16 protein-coding genes are annotated in these 19,236 nt (G+C 71.2%); 11 read left to right on the plus strand and 5 right to left on the minus strand.

Annotated elements, in window-relative coordinates:
* Positions 1–18: 18 nt before the first annotated feature.
* On the minus strand, positions 19–1,035 hold the full coding sequence (locus tag CRP49_RS26455) for a LacI family DNA-binding transcriptional regulator (RefSeq protein ID WP_179851754.1): 1,017 nt from the start codon (positions 1,033–1,035) through the stop codon (positions 19–21).
* Between the two features lie 88 nt (positions 1,036–1,123).
* On the opposite strand from CRP49_RS26455, the gene CRP49_RS26460 reads away from it, so the two are divergent.
* The 11 genes from CRP49_RS26460 to CRP49_RS26510 all read left to right on the plus strand — a co-directional run bounded on the left by CRP49_RS26460 (position 1,124) and on the right by CRP49_RS26510 (position 12,537).
* Positions 1,124–2,383 (plus strand): MFS transporter, encoded by a 1,260-nt coding sequence (locus CRP49_RS26460; RefSeq protein WP_097255645.1) that lies wholly within the window; start codon positions 1,124–1,126, stop codon positions 2,381–2,383.
* 9 nt (positions 2,384–2,392) lie between these two features.
* Positions 2,393–3,754, plus strand: coding sequence for a Pup--protein ligase (pafA, locus tag CRP49_RS26465; RefSeq protein WP_097255646.1), 1,362 nt, complete (start codon positions 2,393–2,395; stop codon positions 3,752–3,754).
* A 143-nt stretch (positions 3,755–3,897) separates the two neighbouring features.
* Positions 3,898–4,899 carry an FKBP-type peptidyl-prolyl cis-trans isomerase gene (locus CRP49_RS26470; protein ID WP_097255647.1) on the plus strand — a complete coding sequence of 334 codons (1,002 nt, stop codon included), beginning with the start codon at positions 3,898–3,900 and terminating at the stop codon, positions 4,897–4,899.
* 95 nt (positions 4,900–4,994) lie between these two features.
* On the plus strand, positions 4,995–5,366 hold the full coding sequence (locus CRP49_RS26475; RefSeq protein ID WP_094216832.1) for an FKBP-type peptidyl-prolyl cis-trans isomerase: 372 nt from the start codon (positions 4,995–4,997) through the stop codon (positions 5,364–5,366).
* A 146-nt stretch (positions 5,367–5,512) separates the two neighbouring features.
* Complete coding sequence (locus tag CRP49_RS26480) at positions 5,513–6,490, plus strand: YafY family protein (protein ID WP_097255648.1); 978 nt, start codon at positions 5,513–5,515, stop codon at positions 6,488–6,490.
* 18 nt (positions 6,491–6,508) lie between these two features.
* On the plus strand, positions 6,509–7,561 hold the full coding sequence (locus tag CRP49_RS26485) for a YafY family protein (RefSeq protein ID WP_097255649.1): 1,053 nt from the start codon (positions 6,509–6,511) through the stop codon (positions 7,559–7,561).
* A 29-nt stretch (positions 7,562–7,590) separates the two neighbouring features.
* Positions 7,591–7,851 carry a hypothetical protein gene (locus CRP49_RS26490; RefSeq protein WP_097257539.1) on the plus strand — a complete coding sequence of 87 codons (261 nt, stop codon included), beginning with the start codon at positions 7,591–7,593 and terminating at the stop codon, positions 7,849–7,851.
* 20 nt (positions 7,852–7,871) lie between these two features.
* Entirely contained in the window at positions 7,872–8,066 is a 195-nt protein-coding gene (locus CRP49_RS26495; RefSeq protein ID WP_094216835.1) for a hypothetical protein, read from the plus strand.
* A gap of 257 nt (positions 8,067–8,323) precedes the next feature.
* Complete coding sequence (gene tatA, locus CRP49_RS26500) at positions 8,324–8,602, plus strand: Sec-independent protein translocase subunit TatA (RefSeq protein WP_097255650.1); 279 nt, start codon at positions 8,324–8,326, stop codon at positions 8,600–8,602.
* A gap of 47 nt (positions 8,603–8,649) precedes the next feature.
* Positions 8,650–9,600 carry a twin-arginine translocase subunit TatC gene (tatC, locus tag CRP49_RS26505; RefSeq protein WP_097255651.1) on the plus strand — a complete coding sequence of 317 codons (951 nt, stop codon included), beginning with the start codon at positions 8,650–8,652 and terminating at the stop codon, positions 9,598–9,600.
* Between the two features lie 84 nt (positions 9,601–9,684).
* Complete coding sequence (locus CRP49_RS26510) at positions 9,685–12,537, plus strand: RNA helicase (protein WP_097255652.1); 2,853 nt, start codon at positions 9,685–9,687, stop codon at positions 12,535–12,537.
* A 70-nt stretch (positions 12,538–12,607) separates the two neighbouring features.
* Here the strand turns inward: CRP49_RS26510 and atzF are convergent, their stop codons facing one another.
* Genes atzF through CRP49_RS26530 form a run of 4 tightly spaced genes read right to left on the minus strand, consistent with a single transcriptional unit; the run spans position 12,608 to position 19,225 of the window.
* Complete coding sequence (gene atzF / locus CRP49_RS26515; protein ID WP_097255653.1) at positions 12,608–14,263, minus strand: allophanate hydrolase; 1,656 nt, start codon at positions 14,261–14,263, stop codon at positions 12,608–12,610.
* The gene (locus CRP49_RS26520) at positions 14,260–17,808 is read right to left on the minus strand and encodes a 5-oxoprolinase/urea amidolyase family protein (RefSeq protein WP_097255654.1); all 3,549 of its coding nucleotides are present in this window, start codon (positions 17,806–17,808) and stop codon (positions 14,260–14,262) included. The genes atzF and CRP49_RS26520 overlap by 4 nt, the downstream gene beginning before the upstream one ends.
* Complete coding sequence (locus CRP49_RS26525; protein WP_097255655.1) at positions 17,805–18,404, minus strand: urea amidolyase associated protein UAAP2; 600 nt, start codon at positions 18,402–18,404, stop codon at positions 17,805–17,807. Before CRP49_RS26525 ends, CRP49_RS26520 begins: the two co-directional genes overlap by 4 nt.
* Positions 18,401–19,225, minus strand: a complete 825-nt coding sequence (locus tag CRP49_RS26530; protein ID WP_097255656.1) for an urea amidolyase associated protein UAAP1 — start codon at positions 19,223–19,225, stop codon at positions 18,401–18,403. The genes CRP49_RS26525 and CRP49_RS26530 overlap by 4 nt, the downstream gene beginning before the upstream one ends.
* Positions 19,226–19,236: the final 11 nt, after the last annotated feature.

Consider the following 19,236-nt stretch of genomic DNA (forward strand, 5'->3'; position numbering starts at 1 on the left):
GGTCGGGGCACACGGCGTTCAGGGCGTACGAGGGGGTGCCGTGGAGGCCCGTACGACCAGTTCCACCGGAATGTCCCCGCGCTCGGGCTCCCGGCCCTCCAGGACGGCCAGCAGGGCCTCCATTCCGCGCTCCCCGAACAGTTCGGCGTCGAGTCGTACCGTCGTCAGCTCGGGGTCGAGGGCCGTGGCCAGTGCCAGGTCGTCCAGGCCGGTCACGGAGACGTCGTCCGGCACGCGCAGGCCCAGGCGGCGCAGGGCCTTGTAGGCGCCGGCGGCGAGTTTGTCGTCGTCGCAGACCACCGCGGTCGGCCGGGGGCCGGGGGCGGTGAGCGCGGCCTCGGTGGCGGTCAGGGCGCCCTCGATGGAGATGGGTGCGGGGGCGGTACGGATCTCCGTCCCGGGTACGGCGGCCAGGCGTGCCGCCAGTTCCCGGGCGCGCATCTCGAACGTCCAGGAGGGCACGTCGGCGGCGAGGTGCAGGATGCGGCGGTGGCCGAGGGTCAGCAGGTGCTCGGCGACCTGGCGGACGCCGTCGGCGATGTCCAGGTTCACGGTCGCCGCGCCGAGGCTGCCCTCGGGGTCGCTGTCGAGCATGACCAGGGGGAGCTGGTCGCCGCGGATGGCGGTGAGGGCGTCGGCGGCCATGGAGGAGGCGATGACGCCGTCCAGGGCGGCCTGTGCGGAGGCGAAGGGGTCGCGGGCGGGGCCGATGCCTTCGGGGGAGGGGTAGAGGACGACGCCGAAGCCGTGCCGGGCGGCGACTCGTGCGGCGCCTGTGTAGACGCCGGCGAAGAACTCGGTGGTGAGGGCGGGGACGACGAGCAGGACGGTGCGGGTGCGGCCGAGGCGCAGGTTGCGGGCGGCGAGGTTGGGCCGGTAGCCCAGTTCGCGCGCGGCCTCGCGTACGCGCTCGGCGGTGGTCTCGGAGACCCGGCCGCGCCACTTGTCGCCCAGCACGAGCGAGACGGCCGCCTGGGAGACGCCGGCCGCCTGTGCGACGTCACGGCTGGTCGGGCGCGTGCTGCTGCGTGCCACCGTGGGCCTGCTCCTTCGTGTGGACGTGTGAACAGCGCACATGGTACGTATGAGAGGGGACGTTATACGTAACACTTGGAGGCGATACATGGCCGCGGGATACCTGGAGATCCTCAGGGCGAGGCACGCGGCACGTCTGCTGACCGGCACCCTGGTGGGCCGGCTGCCGAACGCGACCGCGGCCATCGCGCTGGTGCTGTTCGTCCGCGCCGAGGGGGGCACGTACAGCCTGGCGGGTGCCCTCGCGGCCGTGTACGGCGTCGCCAACGCGGTGGGCCAGCCGGTGCTGGGCCGTCTCGTGGACCTGTACGGGCAGCCGCGCGTCCAGCTGCCCGCATCCGTCCTGTCCGCCCTCGCGATGACGGCCTTCGCCTTCTCCGGGACCGACCCGCTGCCCGTCGCGTACTGCACGGTCGCGGCGGCCGGCCTGTTCACCCCGCCCCTGGAGGGCGGCCTGCGTGCCCTGTGGCCGTCCGTGCTGCGCCGCGAGGAGCAGGTGCACACCGCCTACGCCATGGACGCCGTCGCGCAGGAAGTCATGTTCACGGTGGGCCCGTTGCTGGTGACCCTGTGCGTGTCGCTGTGGTCGGAGCGTGCGGCCCTGCTGGTGCTCAACGTCGTCGGGGTCCTCGGTGCCCTGTCCGTGGTCGTCTCGCCGCCCTCGCGCGCGTGGCGTTCGGCCCCGCGTGAGGCACACTGGTTGGGCGCCCTGCGCTCGCGGGGCCTGCTGGTGCTGCTCGGTGCCTTCCTGTTCGTGGGCATCGCGCTCGGCTCCATCACCGTGGCCTCGGTGCCGTACGCCGACGCCCACGGCGGTGACGCGGTCTACGGCTGGCTGATGGCCGCGCTGGGCCTCGGGGCCCTCGTCGGCGGCAGCGTCTACGGCGCGCGCCAGTGGAGCGGTACGCCCGAGCGGCGACTGCGGATCCTGGTGGCGCTTCTGGCGGTGTGTTACCTGCCGCTGCTGCTGATGCCCGGCGCGGTGGCCATGGTGCTGCTCACGGTGGTCTCCGGAGTGTTCCTCGCCCCGTGCATCGCCTGTGCGTTCATCATCGTCGACCGGCACGCGCCGAGCGGGACCGTCACCGAGGCGTTCTCCTGGCTTGTGACGACGTTCACCGTGGGTGCCTCGGTCGGAACGGGGCTGGCGGGCCCGGTGGTCCAGTCGGGTGGCGCGCTGTGGGGATTCGCGCTTCCGGGCGTCGCGGGGGCCGTGTCCCTGCTGGTCCTGCTCGCCACCGGACGGGTCCTCGCAGCTCCCGTGCGGAGCGGGGTTGTTGCGGCTTCATCGGAAAATGATCCAAATCGTGCTGCCGAACCCCGTTTCAGCTCAGGGGATCGGGCGTAATGTTCAGTCATGGACCGCCGCATTTTCGGGCTGGAGAACGAGTACGGCGTCACGTGCACGTTCAGGGGACAGCGGCGCCTGTCTCCTGACGAGGTGGCGCGGTACCTCTTCCGCCGTGTCGTGTCATGGGGCCGCAGCAGCAATGTCTTTCTGCGAAACGGCGCCCGGCTCTATCTCGACGTGGGGTCACATCCGGAATACGCGACACCCGAATGTGACAACGTGATCGAACTGGTCACCCACGACAAGGCCGGCGAGCGCATTCTCGAGGGACTCCTGGTGGACGCGGAACGACGCCTGCACGAGGAGGGAATCGCGGGCGACGTCTACCTCTTCAAGAACAACACCGACTCGGCGGGCAACTCCTACGGCTGCCACGAGAACTATCTGGTGGCACGGCACGGGGAGTTCTCCCGGCTCGCGGACATCCTCATCCCCTTCCTGGTGACCAGGCAGCTGCTGTGCGGCGCGGGCAAGGTCCTGCAGACCCCGCGCGGTGCCGTCTACTGCGTCAGCCAGCGCGCGGAGCACATCTGGGAGGGCGTCTCCTCGGCGACGACCCGCTCCCGGCCCATCATCAACACCCGCGACGAACCGCACGCGGACGCCGAGCGCTACCGCCGCCTGCACGTCATCGTGGGCGACTCGAACATGTCCGAGACGACGATGCTGCTCAAGGTCGGCGCCACCGACCTGGTGCTGCGCATGATCGAGGCGGGCACCGTGATGCGTGACCTCACCCTGGAGAACCCGATCCGGGCGATCCGCGAGGTCAGCCATGACATCACCGGCCGGCGCAAGGTGCGCCTGGCCAGCGGCCGGGAGGCCTCCGCGCTGGAGGTGCAGCGCGAGTACTTCGACAAGGCCGTGGACTTCTGCGACCGCCGTGGCATCCGCACGGGCACGGTCGCGCAGGTCCTGGAGCTGTGGGGCCGCACCCTGGACGCGATCGAGACCGAGGAACTCGACCGGATCGGCACCGAGATCGACTGGGTCATGAAGTACAAGCTCATCGAGCGGTACCGGGCCAAGCACAACATGACCATGTCGCACCCGCGGGTCGCCCAGATAGACCTCGCCTACCACGACATCCACCGGCGTCGTGGTCTGTACTACCTGCTGGAGAAAAGGGGCCAAGCCGCCCGGATCTGCAACGACTTGAAGATCTTCGAGGGCAAGTCGGTTCCCCCGCAGACCACTCGGGCCCGGCTGCGCGGCGACTTCATCCGCAGGGCGCAGGAACAGCGCCGGGACTTCACGGTCGACTGGGTGCACCTGAAGCTCAACGACCAGGCACAGCGCACCGTGTTGTGCAAGGACCCGTTCCGTTCGGTGGACGACCGGGTGGAGAAGCTCATCGCCGGAATGTGACAAAGGTATGTGAGTCAAGCGTTTCCGCACCGAATTGCCGGAACGCCACACGGGCGCCGTACGTTTCCCGTACGGCGCCCTTCTCACGCCGTAGAGTTGCGCGCACGCCAATCCACAAGATCGACCGATTACGAGGCATCTCCGTGCGCCGACGCTCACTCCTCCTAGCCGCCGTTCCCGCGGGACTGGTCACGCTCGCCGCGTGCGGCGACGACAAGTCCGACTCCAGCAAGGCCAAGGCGTCGCCGTCGGCCTCGGCGTCCACGCCCCCGCCCAAGATCGTGGAGGGGCCGCTGCCGGCGATCACGGCGGGCACGAAGTTCGGCGAGAAGCCCACCGTCGCCAAGGGGCAGGGCGACCCCTCGAAGAACCTCGCGGTCAAGACGGTCATCGCGGGCAACGGCCGCACGATCGCGGAGAACGACTTCATCCAGGCGAACTACCTGGGCCAGATCTGGAGCACCGCCAAGGTCTTCGACAACTCCTACGACCGCAACCGCCCACTGGTCATCCAGCTCGCCCAGGGCGGCATCATCGACGGCTGGCGGTACGCGATCGCGGGCAAGAAGGTGGGCAGCCGGATCGAGCTCTCCGTCCCGCCGGAGCTGGGGTACGGCAAGTCGGGCAACCCGCAGGCGGGCATCAAGGGCACCGACACCCTGGTCTTCGTCATCGACCTGATCGACTCCTTCAACTCCAAGAGCTCCGTCAAGGGCAAGCCCGTCCCGCAGACCGACGCCGCCCTGCCCAAGGTCGGCACCAACACCGACGGCAAAGCGCCGTCGGTCACCGTCCCGAAGTCCGAGCCGCCCAAGAAGCTGGTGTCGAACTACGTCCTGGAGGGCGACGGCGACGAGCTCAAGGCGAACCAGGCGATCCTGTGCCAGTTCAAGGCCGTGGTCTGGGACGGCGGCAAGACGTTCCAGCAGACGTACGGCTCCGGGCGGCTCAGCCAGTTCTCGCTGGAGCAGATGCAGCAGGCCGTCAAGGGCCTGGCCCAGGGGCTGACCGGCAAGAAGGTGGGCAGCAGGGTGCTCGTCGTCGTACCGCCGGAGCTGGGCTACGGCAACAACCCGCCGAGCGGTGGTGTCGTCAAGAAGGGCTCCACGCTGGTGTTCTCGGTGGACATCCTGGCCGCGATGTAGCCGGCGCCGCGCTGCGCCGGCAATGGCAGGCGGCAGACCAGTGGGGATGAAAGACTGTCCGTGTTTCGTGTCGTACACAAGCAGGAGCTTTTGACGTGAGCATCGACAAGCCCGAGATCGACTTCCCCGGCGGCGAGCCCCCGGCGGACCTCGAGATCAAGGACATCTGGGAGGGCGACGGCGAGGTGGCGCAGGCGGGTCAGACCGTCACCGTCCACTACGTCGGCGTGGCCTTCAGCACGGGCGAGGAGTTCGACGCCAGCTGGAACCGGGGCACCCCGTTCCGCTTCCCGCTGGGTGGCGGCCGTGTCATTCAGGGCTGGGACCTGGGCGTGCAGGGCATGAAGGTCGGCGGCCGCCGCCAGCTGACCATCCCCGCGCACCTCGCCTACGGCAACCAGAGCCCGACCCCGGCGATCAAGCCCGGCGAGACCCTGATCTTCGTGGTGGACCTGATCGCGGTCTGATCGTCGTACGGCCTGTTTACGGGTTCCGACCGGACCCGATCACCTGGGGCCCATGCCTGTCCGGGCATGGGCCCTCGGCTTTGCCAGGCCCCTTGGGAGCGGTACGGTCATCGTCCGTAAGCACCATAAGAAGGCGAAGGGCGTCGATGGCCATTGCCAAGGCCGAGCGGCTGATGAACCTCGCGCTGTGTCTGCTCGGGACGCGGCGGCCGCTCAGCAAGCGAGAGCTGCGCGATTCCATCGAGGCGTACGTCGAGGCCGTCAGGCCGGAAAAGGGCGCGGCCGGCTCCGACGACTCCTTCAACCGGATGTTCGAGCGGGACAAGGACGATCTGCGCGAGCTGGGCCTGGTCATCGAGACCGTCGAGAACATCGAGGGCGAGGTCGGCTACCTCGCCCGTCGCGACAGCAACCGGCTGCCCCCCATCACCCTGGACGCCGAGGAGGCCGCCGCCCTCGGCCTCGCCGCCAAGGTCTGGCAGCAGGCGCGCCTCGCCGGAGCGGCCAGCGGCGCCCTGCAGAAGCTGCGCGCGGCGGGGCTGCCCGAGGACGTCGACCCGTACGAGGTCCACGGTGCCCTGGAGCCGCGCATCCCGGTGCACGAGGCCGCCTTCGAGCCGCTGATGCTGGCCTGCCGCGACCGGCGCCCGGTCGTCTTCGACTACCGCAAGGCGTCCGCCGCCCACCCCGAGCCCCGGCACGTCGAGCCGTGGGCCCTGGAGTGCTGGCGCGGCCACTGGTACCTGGCCGGCTGGGACCGCGACCGGGGCGCCGAGCGCGTCTTCCGGCTCTCCCGGATCACCGGCCGGGTCCGCTCGCGCGGTACGGGCTTCACCGCGCCCGTGCCCGACGTCGTCACCGTGCGCGAGACCGTCGCCGGCTGGGCGGGCGAGATCGCCGACCGTTCGGCGCTGATCAGGCTGCGTTCCGGTGCCGGTTACCCCCTTCGGGCGAAGGCCACCGAGGTCCGGGAACTCGGCGACGGCTGGGACGAGTTGGAGATTCCGTACGGGCACGGCCTGGACGCCTGGCTGGTGGAGTTCGGGCCGGACGTGGTCGTGGTGGAGCCGGCCGAGCTGCGGGCCGACGTGGTGGACCGGCTGCGCGCCGTGGCCAAGGGCTGAGGGGAGCGGAGCAGAACCATGGCAGGCAAACCGGTCAGGCCCGTGAACGCCATCGACCAGACCCGGCGGATGCTCTCCCTGGTCACCTACCTCAGGGAGCGGCCCGGCGCGCGGATCGCCGACGTCGCGCGCGCCTTCGGCATCACCGAGGACGAGCTGGTCTCCGACCTCGATCTGCTGCCCATGTGCGGCACCAGCTTCCGCGGCGGCGACCTGCTGGACATCGACACCGACGGTGAGCGCATCTGGTGGCACAACCCGGCCGCGCTCGGCGAGGAGGCGGCCGAGCCGCTGCGGCTCGCCGCCGACGAGGCCACGGCCCTGCTGGTGGCCGCCCGCGCGGTGTCGACCCTGCCCGGCCTGCGGGAGAGCGACCGCCAGGCCCTGCTGCGGGCGACGGCGAAGGTGGAGGCGGCGGCCGGTGAGGTCGCCGGCGCCAGCTCCCGTCTCTCGGTGACCTTCGAGTCCGAGGGCGGGGTCTTCGCCGACGTCGACCGGGCGATCTCGGAGCGCCGCCGCCTGTGGATCCGCTACTACTCACCCGCACGTGACGAGGTCACCGAGCGCGAGATCGACCCGATCCGCCTGGTCAGCGTCGGCCACACCTACGTGGAGGCCTGGTGCCGCCGCTCCGAGGCCCGGCGCACCTTCCGGCTCGACCGGGTCGCCGAGATCAGGATCCTGGACGAGCCCTCCGCGCCGCCGGAGATCGAGCTGCGGGACCTCTCCGAGGCCCTGGTGCAGCCGGCCGCCGAGGACCCCGAGGTCGTGATCGAGGTCGGCCCCGGCGGCCGCTGGGTGGCCGAGTACTACCCGCACGACAGCGCCGATGAGCTTCCCGACGGCGGGTTGCGTATCACTCTGCGCACCCCCGATCCGACCTCCCTGCGCCGGCTGGCCCTGCGCCTGGGCCGCGACGGCAGGATCGTCTCGCCACCCGAGCTGGCCGACAGCGCCCGCCGGGCGGCCCGCGAGGCCCTGGCGGCGTACGACACACCGCCGACGGCGGTGCACGGTGATCACGACGGTGGGAACGACGGGCAGTACGACAGGCAGGAGCGAGGGCTTTGAGCGAGTCTCCGGTGTCCGGTGCGGGTGAGATGACGGTGGCGGCCGCATTCGCCGGGATGAAGAGAGTGGTCCCCGTGGTGTTCAAGGCCGGCTGCCCGGACTGCCGGGGCCGCTTCGAGCTCGCCGCGAGCGCGCTGCGCCTCGCCATCGGCGCCACCAGCCGGACGACGTTCTACTCCTTCACCTGCCCCGACTGCGGCGCCTCGGTGCGCAAGCCCGCCGGGGAGCGCATCGTCGAGCTGCTCACCGGCGGCGGCGTCAGGACCCTGCGGCTGCACTACACGGTCTAGGACCGTCTAGGCTCGACGTCATGTTCTGGCCGATGTTCGCGGTAGCCGTGGGTTTCCTGGGTCTCGCCGTCCTGGGGGTGCTCGCCGTCCGGGTCTTCCTGGAGGCGCGGCGCCTCGGGGAGCAGGTCTCGGCCTCCGCGCGCCGTATCAACAGGGCGGCCGAGGACCTGGAGCGGGCGGCGGTCAGCGCGGCCCGCGCCGTGGACACGCTGTGAAGGGCGATGCCGGAACCTGTGAGTCGGTGGTGGGCAGCGGTTTGGGTCACTTCGCCCTGTCATGCTGAGGACCGGGACAGGTACGCTCTGATCGCGGTGCGGAGAACGAGGCGCGTGCCGCGGACCGGGAGTACGCACGGGGATTGCCTCACGTTCACCCCCGAGCGTTACGATCGCTGCCAGCACGACCATCGGACACATGTCCGACTGGTCGGACAGCACCCCATCCAGTCGCCTCGGTGAGAAGGTAAAGACTTATGTTCGGAAGGCTCGGAGCCCCCGAGATCATTCTCATCCTCGTCGTCATCGTGCTGCTGTTCGGCGCGAAGAAGCTTCCGGACATGGCTCGCTCGCTCGGCAAGTCCGCGCGCATCCTCAAGAGCGAAGCCAAGGCGATGAAGGAGGAGGGCAACGCCTCCGCCCAGGCTCCCACCACCAACGAGCAGCCTCCGTCCCAGCGCACCATCCAGGCGGCCCCCGGCGACGTGACCAGCTCTCGGCCGGTCAACGAGCCGACGGACACCACCCAGCGCTGACGCAGCGCCGGAACCCTCCGGCCTGCCGCACGAGATGAGGACGTGGGTTGCTCAAGTCTGCCCGCAAGACGGAGAAGGATCCCGAGGGGCGCATGCCCCTTGCGGATCACCTTCGTGAGCTCCGCAACCGGCTCGCGAAGGCGCTGCTGGCCATCGTCGTCGTGACGGTCGTCGCCGCCTTCTTCTACAACGACATCATCAACTTCCTGACCAAGCCGATCCTTGACTCGGTCGGGTGCCACCAGACGTTCTCGCAGCTGGCCAGGTCGAGCGACGAGCAGAAGTGCGCACAGATCACCATCAACGGTCTGCTCGCCCCCTTCACGCTCGCACTCCAGGTCTCCCTGACGGCCGGCGTCGTGTTCGCCTCGCCGGTCTGGCTCTACCAGCTGTGGGCCTTCGTCGCACCGGGTCTGCACCGGCACGAGAAGAAGTACGCCTACGCCTTCGTCTTCACCGGCGCCCCGCTGTTCCTCGCCGGCGCGTTCTTCGCGTACGAGGTGCTGCCCACCACCGCCAAGGTGCTGATCGACTTCACACCGAGCGGCAGCATCACCAACCTGCTGCCGCTGGACGATCTGCTCCAGCTGGTCACCCGCATGGTGATCGTCTTCGGGCTCTCCTTCGAGCTGCCGCTGCTGCTGATCATGCTCAACCTCACCGGGATACTGACCGGCCGGCGCATGCTCGGCTGGTGGCGCGGCATGATCCTCGGCATCACGGTCTTCGCGGCCGTCGCGACCCCGAGCACGGACCCGCTGTCGATGCTGGCCCTGGCCGGACCGATCTGGGTGCTGTACTTCGGCGCGGTCGCCTTCTCCCTGGCCAACGACAAGCGCAAGCGCCGTCGTGAGGCCGAGGGTCCCGCCGACGACGAGGCCTCCGACCTGGACCTCACCCCCGAGGACATCGGCGAGGTCGAGCCCGTCCCGGCGCACCGGGCCCTGCCCGAGCAGACGAGCACGGACCGGGTCAACGGCTACGACGACGTGACCTGAGCCCGCGCAGAACCACAGAACGCGATGCCCCCGTCCTCGAGGACGGGGGCATCGGTCGTTGTTGAACAACCCAAGATCCGGATAATGATCGTCCTGTTGTCAGTGACGCCCGGTACGCTCGAAAGCACGATGACAGAGGATCTCTCACCGGCCGAGCGGTACGCGGCAGCCCGGAGGCGGGCAGCCGAGCAGGCCACCGCGCTCGCGTCCTTCCGCGAGATGTACGACTTCGGCCTCGACCCCTTCCAGATCGAGGCCTGTCAGGCCCTCGAAGAGGGGAAGGGTGTGCTGGTGGCCGCCCCCACCGGCTCGGGCAAGACGATCGTGGGCGAGTTCGCCGTCCACCTCGCCCTCCAGCAGGGCAAGAAGTGCTTCTACACGACACCCATCAAGGCGCTGTCGAACCAGAAGTACGCCGACCTGTGCCGCCGCTACGGGGACGGCAGGGTCGGACTCCTCACCGGAGACAACAGCATCAACTCCGACGCCCCGGTGGTCGTGATGACCACCGAGGTGCTGCGGAACATGCTGTACGCCGGCTCGCAGACCCTCCTCGGCCTCGGCTATGTGGTCATGGACGAGGTGCACTACCTCTCCGACCGCTTCCGCGGCGCCGTCTGGGAGGAAGTGATCATCCACCTGCCCGAGTCGGTGACCCTGGTGTCGCTGTCGGCGACCGTGTCCAACGCCGAGGAGTTCGGTGACTGGCTGGACACCGTCCGTGGCGACACCGAGGTGATCGTCTCCGAGCACCGGCCCGTGCCGCTGTTCCAGCACGTGCTCGCCGGGCGCCGGATGTACGACCTGTTCGAGGAGGGCGAGGGCCACAAGAAGGCCGTCAACCCCGACCTCGCCCGCCTCGCCCGCATGGAGTCGACCCGGCCGTCGTACCAGGACCGCCGGCGTGGCCGCGCGATGCGCGAGGCCGACCGCGAGCGGGAGCGCAGACAGCGCTCGCGCGTGTGGACGCCGGGCCGGCCCGAGGTCATCGAGCGCCTCGACTCCGAGGGCCTGCTGCCCGCGATCACCTTCATCTTCAGCCGCGCCGCCTGCGAGTCGGCCGTCCAGCAGTGCCTGTACGCCGGCCTGCGGCTCAACGACGACGAGGCGCGGGAACAGGTCCGCGCGCTGGTCGAGGAGCGCACCTCCGCCATCCCGACCGAGGACCTGCACGTCCTCGGCTACTACGAGTGGCTGGAGGGCCTGGAGCGCGGTATCGCCGCCCACCACGCAGGCATGCTGCCGACCTTCAAGGAGGTCGTCGAGGAGCTGTTCGTGCGCGGACTGGTCAAGGCCGTGTTCGCGACCGAGACCCTCGCCCTGGGCATCAACATGCCCGCCCGCTCGGTGGTCCTGGAGAAGCTCGTCAAGTGGAACGGCGAGCAGCACGCCGACATCACGCCCGGTGAGTACACCCAGCTGACGGGACGTGCGGGCCGGCGTGGCATCGACGTCGAGGGCCATGCCGTGGTGCTGTGGCAGCGCGCGATGAGCCCCGAACACCTCGCCGGTCTCGCGGGCACCCGCACGTACCCGCTGCGCTCCAGCTTCAAGCCGTCGTACAACATGGCGGTCAACCTGGTCCAGCAGTTCGGCCGGCACCGCTCGCGCGAGCTGCTGGAGACCTCCTTCGCGCAGTTCCAGGCCGACAAGTCGGTCGTCGGGATCTCCCGGCAGGTGCAGCGCAACGAGGAGGGCCTGGAGGGCTACAAGGCCTCCATGACCTGCCACCTCGGCGACTTCGAGGAGTACGCGCGGCTGCGTCGCGAGCTGAAGGACCGCGAGACCGAGCTGGCCCGGCAGGGCGCGAACGAGCGCCGCGCGGAGGCCGCCGTCGCCCTGGAGAAGCTCAAGCCGGGCGACGTCATCCACGTGCCCACCGGCAAGTACGCGGGGCTGGCCCTGGTGCTGGACCCGGGGCTGCCGGCCGGTCGCTCCAACGGTCACCGCGGCTTCGACCACCACGACGGTCCGCGCCCGCTGGTGCTGACCGCCGAACGGCAGGTCAAGCGGCTGGCGGCGATGGACTTCCCGGTGCCGGTCGAGCCGCTGGACCGGATGCGGATCCCGAAGAGCTTCAACCCGCGCTCCCCGCAGTCCCGTCGGGACCTCGCCTCGGCGCTGCGCAGCAAGGCCGGGCACATCCCGCCGGAGCGGGCCCGCAAGAAGCGGTCGCAGGCCGCCGACGACCGCGAGATCGCCCGGCTGCGCACGGCGATCCGGGCCCATCCGTGCCATGGGTGCAACGACCGGGAGGACCACGCCCGTTGGGCCGAGCGGTACCACCGGCTGCTCCGCGACACCTCGCAGCTGGAGCGGCGCATCGAGGGCCGCACCAACACCATCGCGCGGACCTTCGACCGCATCGTCGCGCTGCTCACCGAACTGGACTACCTGCGCGGCGACGAGGTCACCGAGCACGGCAAGCGGCTCGCCCGGCTCTACGGCGAACTCGACCTGCTGGCCAGCGAATGCCTGCGGGAAGGTGTCTGGGAGGGGCTCGCGCCCGCCGAACTCGCCGCGTGCGTCTCGGCGTTGGTGTACGAGGCGAGGGTCGGCGACGACGCCATGGCGCCCAAGCTTCCCTCGGGCAAGGCGAAGGCCGCGCTCAGTGAGATGGTCCGGATCTGGGGCCGACTCGACGGTCTGGAGGAGGAGTTCCGGATCAACCAGACCGAGGGTGTCGGGCAGCGGGAGCCGGATCTCGGCTTCGCCTGGGCCGCGTACATGTGGGCCTCGGGGACGGGGCTCGATGAGGTGTTGCGTGAGGCGGAGATGCCTGCGGGGGACTTTGTGCGGTGGTGCAAGCAGGTGATCGATGTGCTTGGGCAGATTTCGGCGGCTTCTCCTGTGGAGGGGTCGACTGTGGCGAAGGCTGCGCGTAAGGCTGTTGATCAGTTGCTGCGGGGTGTTGTCGCCTACTCGTCGGTGGGGTGATTCGGCGTTTGGCGGGTGCGGGTGAGTTGTGGCTGGTCGCGCAGTTCCCCGCGCCCCTGAGTAGTTGCCCTCACCGGTGTTTCAAGAAGTTCCGCCAACTGCCATAGGCTGTGATGTCCTCGGCCTCCTGTAGAGCGCTCGGTTCGCACAGGAAGCCGGGGACGCTGGTGCCGTCTGCCAGCTGCACGCTGCCCAGGGTCATCGGGCGGGGGAGCGTGGTCAGGAAGCGGCCCAGGCCCTCGGCCGGCAGGCGCCAGATCTCCGTCTCGATTGGTGCCCCGCCCTCGCCCACGTGTACCAGGCCCGGCTTCGGTGGGTCGGTGGGCAATGCGTGCAGGTGGTAGACCGGGGCCGTGGTCGTCGTACGGTCCAGGCGGGCGCCCAATGCCAGGAGCTGGGGGTTCAGGGGCTGGCCCGTCAGGTGGGCGCCGACCACGGCCAGGTGGGTTTCCGGCTCCAGGGTGCGGGCGATGGTGGCCAGGCGGTCGTCGGTGAAGGCGGGGCCGATCAGCATCACCCCGAACGGCAGGCCCCCGACCTCGCCCGCCGGTACGGCGACCGCCGCCAGGTCGAAGAGGTTCGTGGAGTTGGTGAAGCGGCCCAGGCGGGCGTTGGCGCCCAGGGGGTCGGCGGCCACCTCCGTGAGCGTGGGGTGGCCCGGTGTGGTCGGGAGCAGGAGGGCGTCGGCGTCGGCCAACTCGGCTAGGGCCCTTGCGCGCAGGTCCGCCAGGCGGGTCCGGTCGGTGAAGAGCTGGTGGGCCGGGATGTCGCGGGCGCGGGTGATGATGCCGGCGACCGTGGGGTCCAGGCCTTCCCCGCCCTGTGCGATCAACTTGTCGACAAAGGTGCCCACGGCTGTGTAGCGCTCGGCCACGAAGGCGCCCTCGTAGAGCATCGCCGCCGCTTCCGTGAAGGGCGTGAGGTCGATCTGCCGGACCGATGCGCCCGCCTCACGCAGTCGCTCCACGGCGCGCTCGTAGGCCTCGGCCCAGCCCTCGTCCAGCTCGCCGAGGCCTTCCCGGGACGGGACCGCGATGCGCCATGGGCCGGGGGTCCGCTGGGGGAGGGGCGGCAGGGTGCGGGCGGGCGGGGACGCCATGAGGGACAGGGCCTGCTCGGCCTCCGGGAGCGTGCGGGCGAACACCGTCACGCAGTCGATCGACGCACAGGCCGGGACCACGCCCTCCGTCGGGACCAGGCCACGGGTGGGCTTGATGCCGACGATGCCGTTGAAGGCGGCCGGCACCCGGCCCGAGCCCGCGGTGTCCGTGCCGAGCGCGAGGTCCACGATGCCGAGGGCCACCGCGACCGCCGAGCCGGAGCTGGAGCCGCCGCTGATCCTCGCCGGGTCGTGGGCGTTGCGTACCGCGCCGTAGGGGGAGCGGGTGCCGACCAGGCCCGTGGCGAACTGGTCGAGGTTGGTCGTCCCGAGGACGAGCGCGCCCGCCGCGCGCAGCCGCCCGACGACCGGGGCGTCGGCCGGGGGGTCGTAGGCGTACGCCGGACAGCCCGCCGTCGTGGGCAGTCCGTGGACGTCGATGTTGCCCTTCGCGGCCAGCAGGCGGCCGGCGAGGGGGAGGTGCTCCCCGGCGGCCACGCGTGCGTCGAGCGCCCGCGCCTCCGCTTCGACCTCCTCGCGCGGGCGCAGGTCGATCCAGATCTCGGGGCGGTCGACGGCCTCGATCCGGTCGTACGCGGCGCGCACCCGGGACACGGTGGGGGTCATGCGTGCTCCTCGATCTCCAGTGTGCGCTCTTCGGCCCGGCTCGCGGCCGGGGCCAGGACGATCAGGGCCCTGCCTGCCTCGACCTGGTCACCCGGGCTCACCAGGACCTCCGCGACCAGGCCGTCGGCCGGTGCGGGCACCCTTGATTCCATCTTCATCGCTTCCAGGGCGAGGAGCGGCTGCCCCGCCGTGACCGTGTCGCCCGGGGCCACGTTCACCTGCCACACGGACGCGGCGAACTCGGCCTCGACCAGTCGGCCGCCCGGTGGTGCGACCACCTCGGCCGGCGGTGCGGACGGCGCGGCCGCCGCATCCGCCCGCGCGAACTCGCCCGCCGCCTCCCAGGCGTCCCGTTCCGCCGCGAAGGCCGCCCGCTGCCGGGCCCGGAACTCCGCGACGGACTCGGCGTGTTCGTCCAGGAAGGCCTCGTACGCGGAGAGCGAGAAGGTGCCCTCCTCGATGCGGGGGACGAAGCGACCGGAGGTGATGTCGGCCCGCAGGTCCAGGAGTTCGTCCGGCTCGACCGGATACCACTTGATCCGGTCGAAGAAGCGCAGCAGCCACGGCGAGCCCGGCTCGAACGCGCCCCGCTGCTGCCATCCCGACCACACCTGGGTCGTACGGCCCACGAACTGGTAGCCGCCGGGGCCCTCCATGCCGTAGACGCACAGGTACGCCCCGCCGATGCCGACCGAGTTCTCGGCGGTCCAGGTGCGCGCCGGGTTGTACTTCGTCGTCACCAGGCGGTGGCGCGGGTCCAGTGGGGTGGCCACCGGGGCGCCCAGGTACACGTCGCCCAGGCCGAGGACGAGGTACTCCGCGTCGAAGACCGTGCGGTACACGTCCTCGACCGATGCGAGGCCGTTGATCCGGCGGATGAACTCGATGTTCCACGGGCACCAGGGGGCGTCGTCCCGGACCCCCGCCATGTAGCGGGCGATGGCCTCGCGGGTGGCCGGGTCGTCCCAGGAGAGCGGGAGGTGGACCGTGCGGGAGGGGACGGTCAGTTCGGCGGTGGGGGGCAGGGCCGCCGCGATCCGCCGTACGGCGGTGAGGAGTTCGTGCTGGGGCAGGACGGCCGGGTCCACCTGGATCTGCAGTGAGCGGATGCCCGGTGTGAGGTCCGTGACCCCCTGCAGGCCGGCCGCCGTCACCGCCTCCATCAGGGCGTGCACCCGCATGCGCAGCGCCAGGTCGAGCTGCATCGGGCCGAACTCGACGAGCAGGTTGTCGTCGCCGCTGCGGCGGTAGGTGACGTCACCGTCGCGGGCCAGCACCCCGCCGTCGGCGATCTCCGGGCGGGGCGCGCCCGTCACGTCCACGGGCACGAAGCGGACCGTGTCACCCGGCCGCAGCTGCCCCAGCTTCCACCGCTCGCCGCTCAGTACGGTCGCCGGGCACACGAACCCGCCGAGCGAGGGCCCGTCCGGGCCGAGCAGCACCGGCATGTCACCGGTGTAGTCGACCGCGCCGACCGAGTACGGGGTGTCGTGGATGTTGGACGGGTGCAGTCCCGCCTCGCCGCCGTCGGAGCGGGCCCAGCGGGGCTTCGGGCCGACCAGGCGGACGCCGGTGCGCGCCGAGTTGAAGTGGACCTTCCAGTCCGCCGCGTAGAAGTCGCGGATGTCGTCCTCGGTGAAGAACTCCGGTGCCGCGTGCGGCCCTTCCACGGCGCCGATGTGCCAGACCGCGGTGAACTCGGGGCGGTCCGTGACGGGGGTGCCCGGGGCGACGGCCCCGCCGTGCAGGACGTCGCCGGTGCGCAGCGCCCGCCCGCCGTGGCCGCCGAACCGGCCCAGCGTGAAGGTGCTCGCACTGCCCAGGAACGGCGGCACGTCGAGACCGCCGCCCGCGAAGAGGACGTAGGTGCGCAGGCCGTGTTCGAGGGGCGCGCCGACCTCCAGGACCGCGCCCGAGGGGACCGTGACCGGCTCCCACTGCCCGACCGGTGTGCCGTCCACGGTCACCGGGGCCGGTGCGCCGGTCACACAGACCGTGGTGGCGTGGCTGAACCGCAACGCGGGCCCCTGGAGCGTGCATTCGAGCCCGGGCGCGCCCTCGGGGTTGCCGAGCGCCCGGTTGCCCAGCCGGAAGGAGCGGTCGTCCATCGGTCCGCACGGGGGCACGCCCACCTGCCAGTAGCCGGTGCGGCCCGGCCAGTCCTGGACCGTGGTGAGCGTCCCGCCGGAGACCACCTCGATGCGCGGGGTGGGATCGGTGACGCCGGTGAGGGTGGCCGTGGAGTGGGCGGCGGCCCGGAACTCCGGTGCGGTGAGTGCCGCCCGCACCAGGCCCAGGTTCGTCTCGATGCCGTCCACGCGGGTGCGGGCCAGCGCCTCGTCCAGCCGGCGCAGCGCGTGCGCGCGGTCGGGGCCGTAGGCGATCACCTTGGCGAGCATCGGGTCGTACGACGTCGTCACCTCGGTGCCGGTCTCCACCCAGCCGTCGACGCGCACCCCGGCCGGGAACTCCACCCGGGTCAGCAGGCCCGCGCTGGGCCGGTGCCCGCGCGAGGGGTCCTCGGCGTACAGGCGGGCCTCGACGGCGTGGCCGCGCGGCCGGCCCGGGTCGCGGACGACGTCCCGCTCGCCGCGCGCCAGCCGCAGCATCCACGCGACCAGATCGACGCCGTAGACCTCCTCGGTGACCGGATGTTCGACCTGGAGGCGTGTGTTGACCTCCAGGAAGTACGCCTCCTCGCGGGCCGCGTCGTACACGAACTCCACCGTGCCGGCGGAGCGGTAGCCCACCGAGGCGCACAGGTCCCGGGCGGCCGAGGCGAGCCGGGTACGGACGTGGTCGGGCAGTCCGGGGGCCGGGGCCTCCTCGACCACCTTCTGGTTGCGGCGCTGCAGGGAGCAGTCGCGGTCGCCGAAGGTGACGACCTTCCCCGCGCCGTCGCCGAAGACCTGCACCTCGACATGGCGGGCGTGCTCGACCAGGCGCTCCAGGAACACGCCGGCCGAGGCGAAGGACGCGGCGGCCACCCGCTGCACCCGCTCCCACGCCTCGGTCAGTTCGGCGGCGGAGCGACAGGCCGACATACCGATTCCGCCGCCCCCGCCGGTCGCCTTCAGCATGACGGGATAGCCGATGCGGGCGGCCTCGCGCAGCGCCGCTGGCAGGCCGCTCAGCAGCCCGGTCCCCGGCGCCAGCGGCACGCCGGCCGCCTCGGCCGCGGTGCGGGCCGTGTGCTTGGCGCCGAACAGCTCCAGCTGTCCGGGCGTCGGCCCCACGAACACGATTCCGGCGTCCTCGCAGCGCCGCGCGAAGGCCGCGTCCTCGGACAGGAAGCCGTACCCGGGATGGATCGCGCCCGCCCCGGTGTCCTTGGCCGCCTTCAGCACCAGGTCCGCGTCCAGGTACGACTCCCTCGCGGGCGCCGGGCCGAGCCGCACCGCCTCGTCGGCCAGCCGGACGTGCGGTGCCGAGCGGTCCGGGTCGGAGTACACCGCGACCGTGCGCAGGCCCAGTTCGCGGGCGGTGCGAATGATCCGGACGGCTATCTCGCCCCGGTTGGCGACCAGTACCTTCTGGAAACTCATGCGCCGGTCCCCGTGATCGTCATCTCCACTGCCGTCGGCTCGAAGCCGTTGCACGGGTTGTTGATCTGGGGGCAGTTGGAGACCAGCACCAGGACGTCCCGCTCGGCCCGCAGGGTCAGGGAGAGACCGGGCGCCGAGATGCCGTCGACGATGCCGAGGGTGCCGTCCTTCTCGACCGGCACGTTCATGTACCAGTTGATGTTGGAGACCAGGTCCCGCTTGCCCAGACCGTACTTCGCGCCCTCCGCGAGGAAGTTGTCCACGCAGGCGTGCTGGGACCAGGTGTGATGGCCGTAGCGGAGGGTGTTGGACTCCTTGGAGCAGGCGCCGCCGACCGTGTCGTGCCGGCCCACCTCGTCGGCGACGACCGTCATCAGCGGGGTGTGCTCGTTGGAGAGCAGCACGCTGCCGGTGGTCAGGAAGATGGTGCCCTGCGCCTGGATGGTGTCGGGGGCGCTGTAGCGCACGGACGTGTCGTGGGCGTCGTACACGAGGAAGTCGACGGCCTGGTTGCCGTGCAGGTCCGTGATGGTGAGCGTGCCGCCGGCGCGGACGACCGACGACCAGGCGGCGCGGGCCGGAACCACGGTCTTCATGCGAGCCCCCTTGCGGCGAGGAAATCGGCGGTGTTCAGGAAGGCGCGGCGGCCCTCGGGGGTGGCCTCCCACAGCGGGTCGCCGGGCGCGGTCGGCGCGGCCCGCCAGGCGAGCACCTCCAAGGGGGTGCTGACGTAGTCGGGGCGTGGGTCCACCGGATGCGGCACGTTCGCGATCAGCACGGTCACGTCCTGCTCCGCGCGGAGCAGGACGCTGCCGCCGGGTCCGGCCGAGCCGGTGAACTCCACGGCGCCGTCGTCGCGTACCTCGACGCCCTGGAAGAAGGAGAGGGAGGGCGGCAGATCGCACGCCTCCAGCCCGTTCTTGGCGGCTGCCAGCTTGAACAGCTCGCGGCCGGAGGGGGAGGGGGACTGGGGAGTGCCGTCGCCGTACCGCTCGGTGTTGCGTACGAGGGTGGAGGTGCCGCACAGGGCGTCGTGCCGTCCGGAGGTGTCGGCGACCACCGAGGCGAGGACACGTCCCTGGTCGGACAGGAGCAGCTGCCCCTCGCCCAGATAGGCGTTCCACTGCACCTTGACCGTGTCGGCGACGTTCAGCCGCTCCCAGGGGCGGTCTGCCACGTACAGCAGCAGATGTGCGCAGGCGTCGCCGCGCACATCGGTCAGGCGCAGTTCCGTGCCGCGGGCCAGCACGCGGTGCGTGTAGTTGCCGCCCGCCACCGTCTCGGCCCACACCAGATGGCCCGCCTCGCAGGGCGGTTCGGGCCAGTCCCGGGCCGGTACGACGGGCATGGCCTCGGCACGGCTGCCCTCCTGGGCGCGGGCGTGGGCACGGGCTCCGTGGGTGGTCGCTGTCGCCATCGCGGGACCTC

Origin of the sequence: Streptomyces sp. Ag109_G2-15, assembly GCF_900215565.1 — a bacterium.
Classification (GTDB): Bacteria; Actinomycetota; Actinomycetes; order Streptomycetales; family Streptomycetaceae; genus Streptomyces; species Streptomyces diastatochromogenes.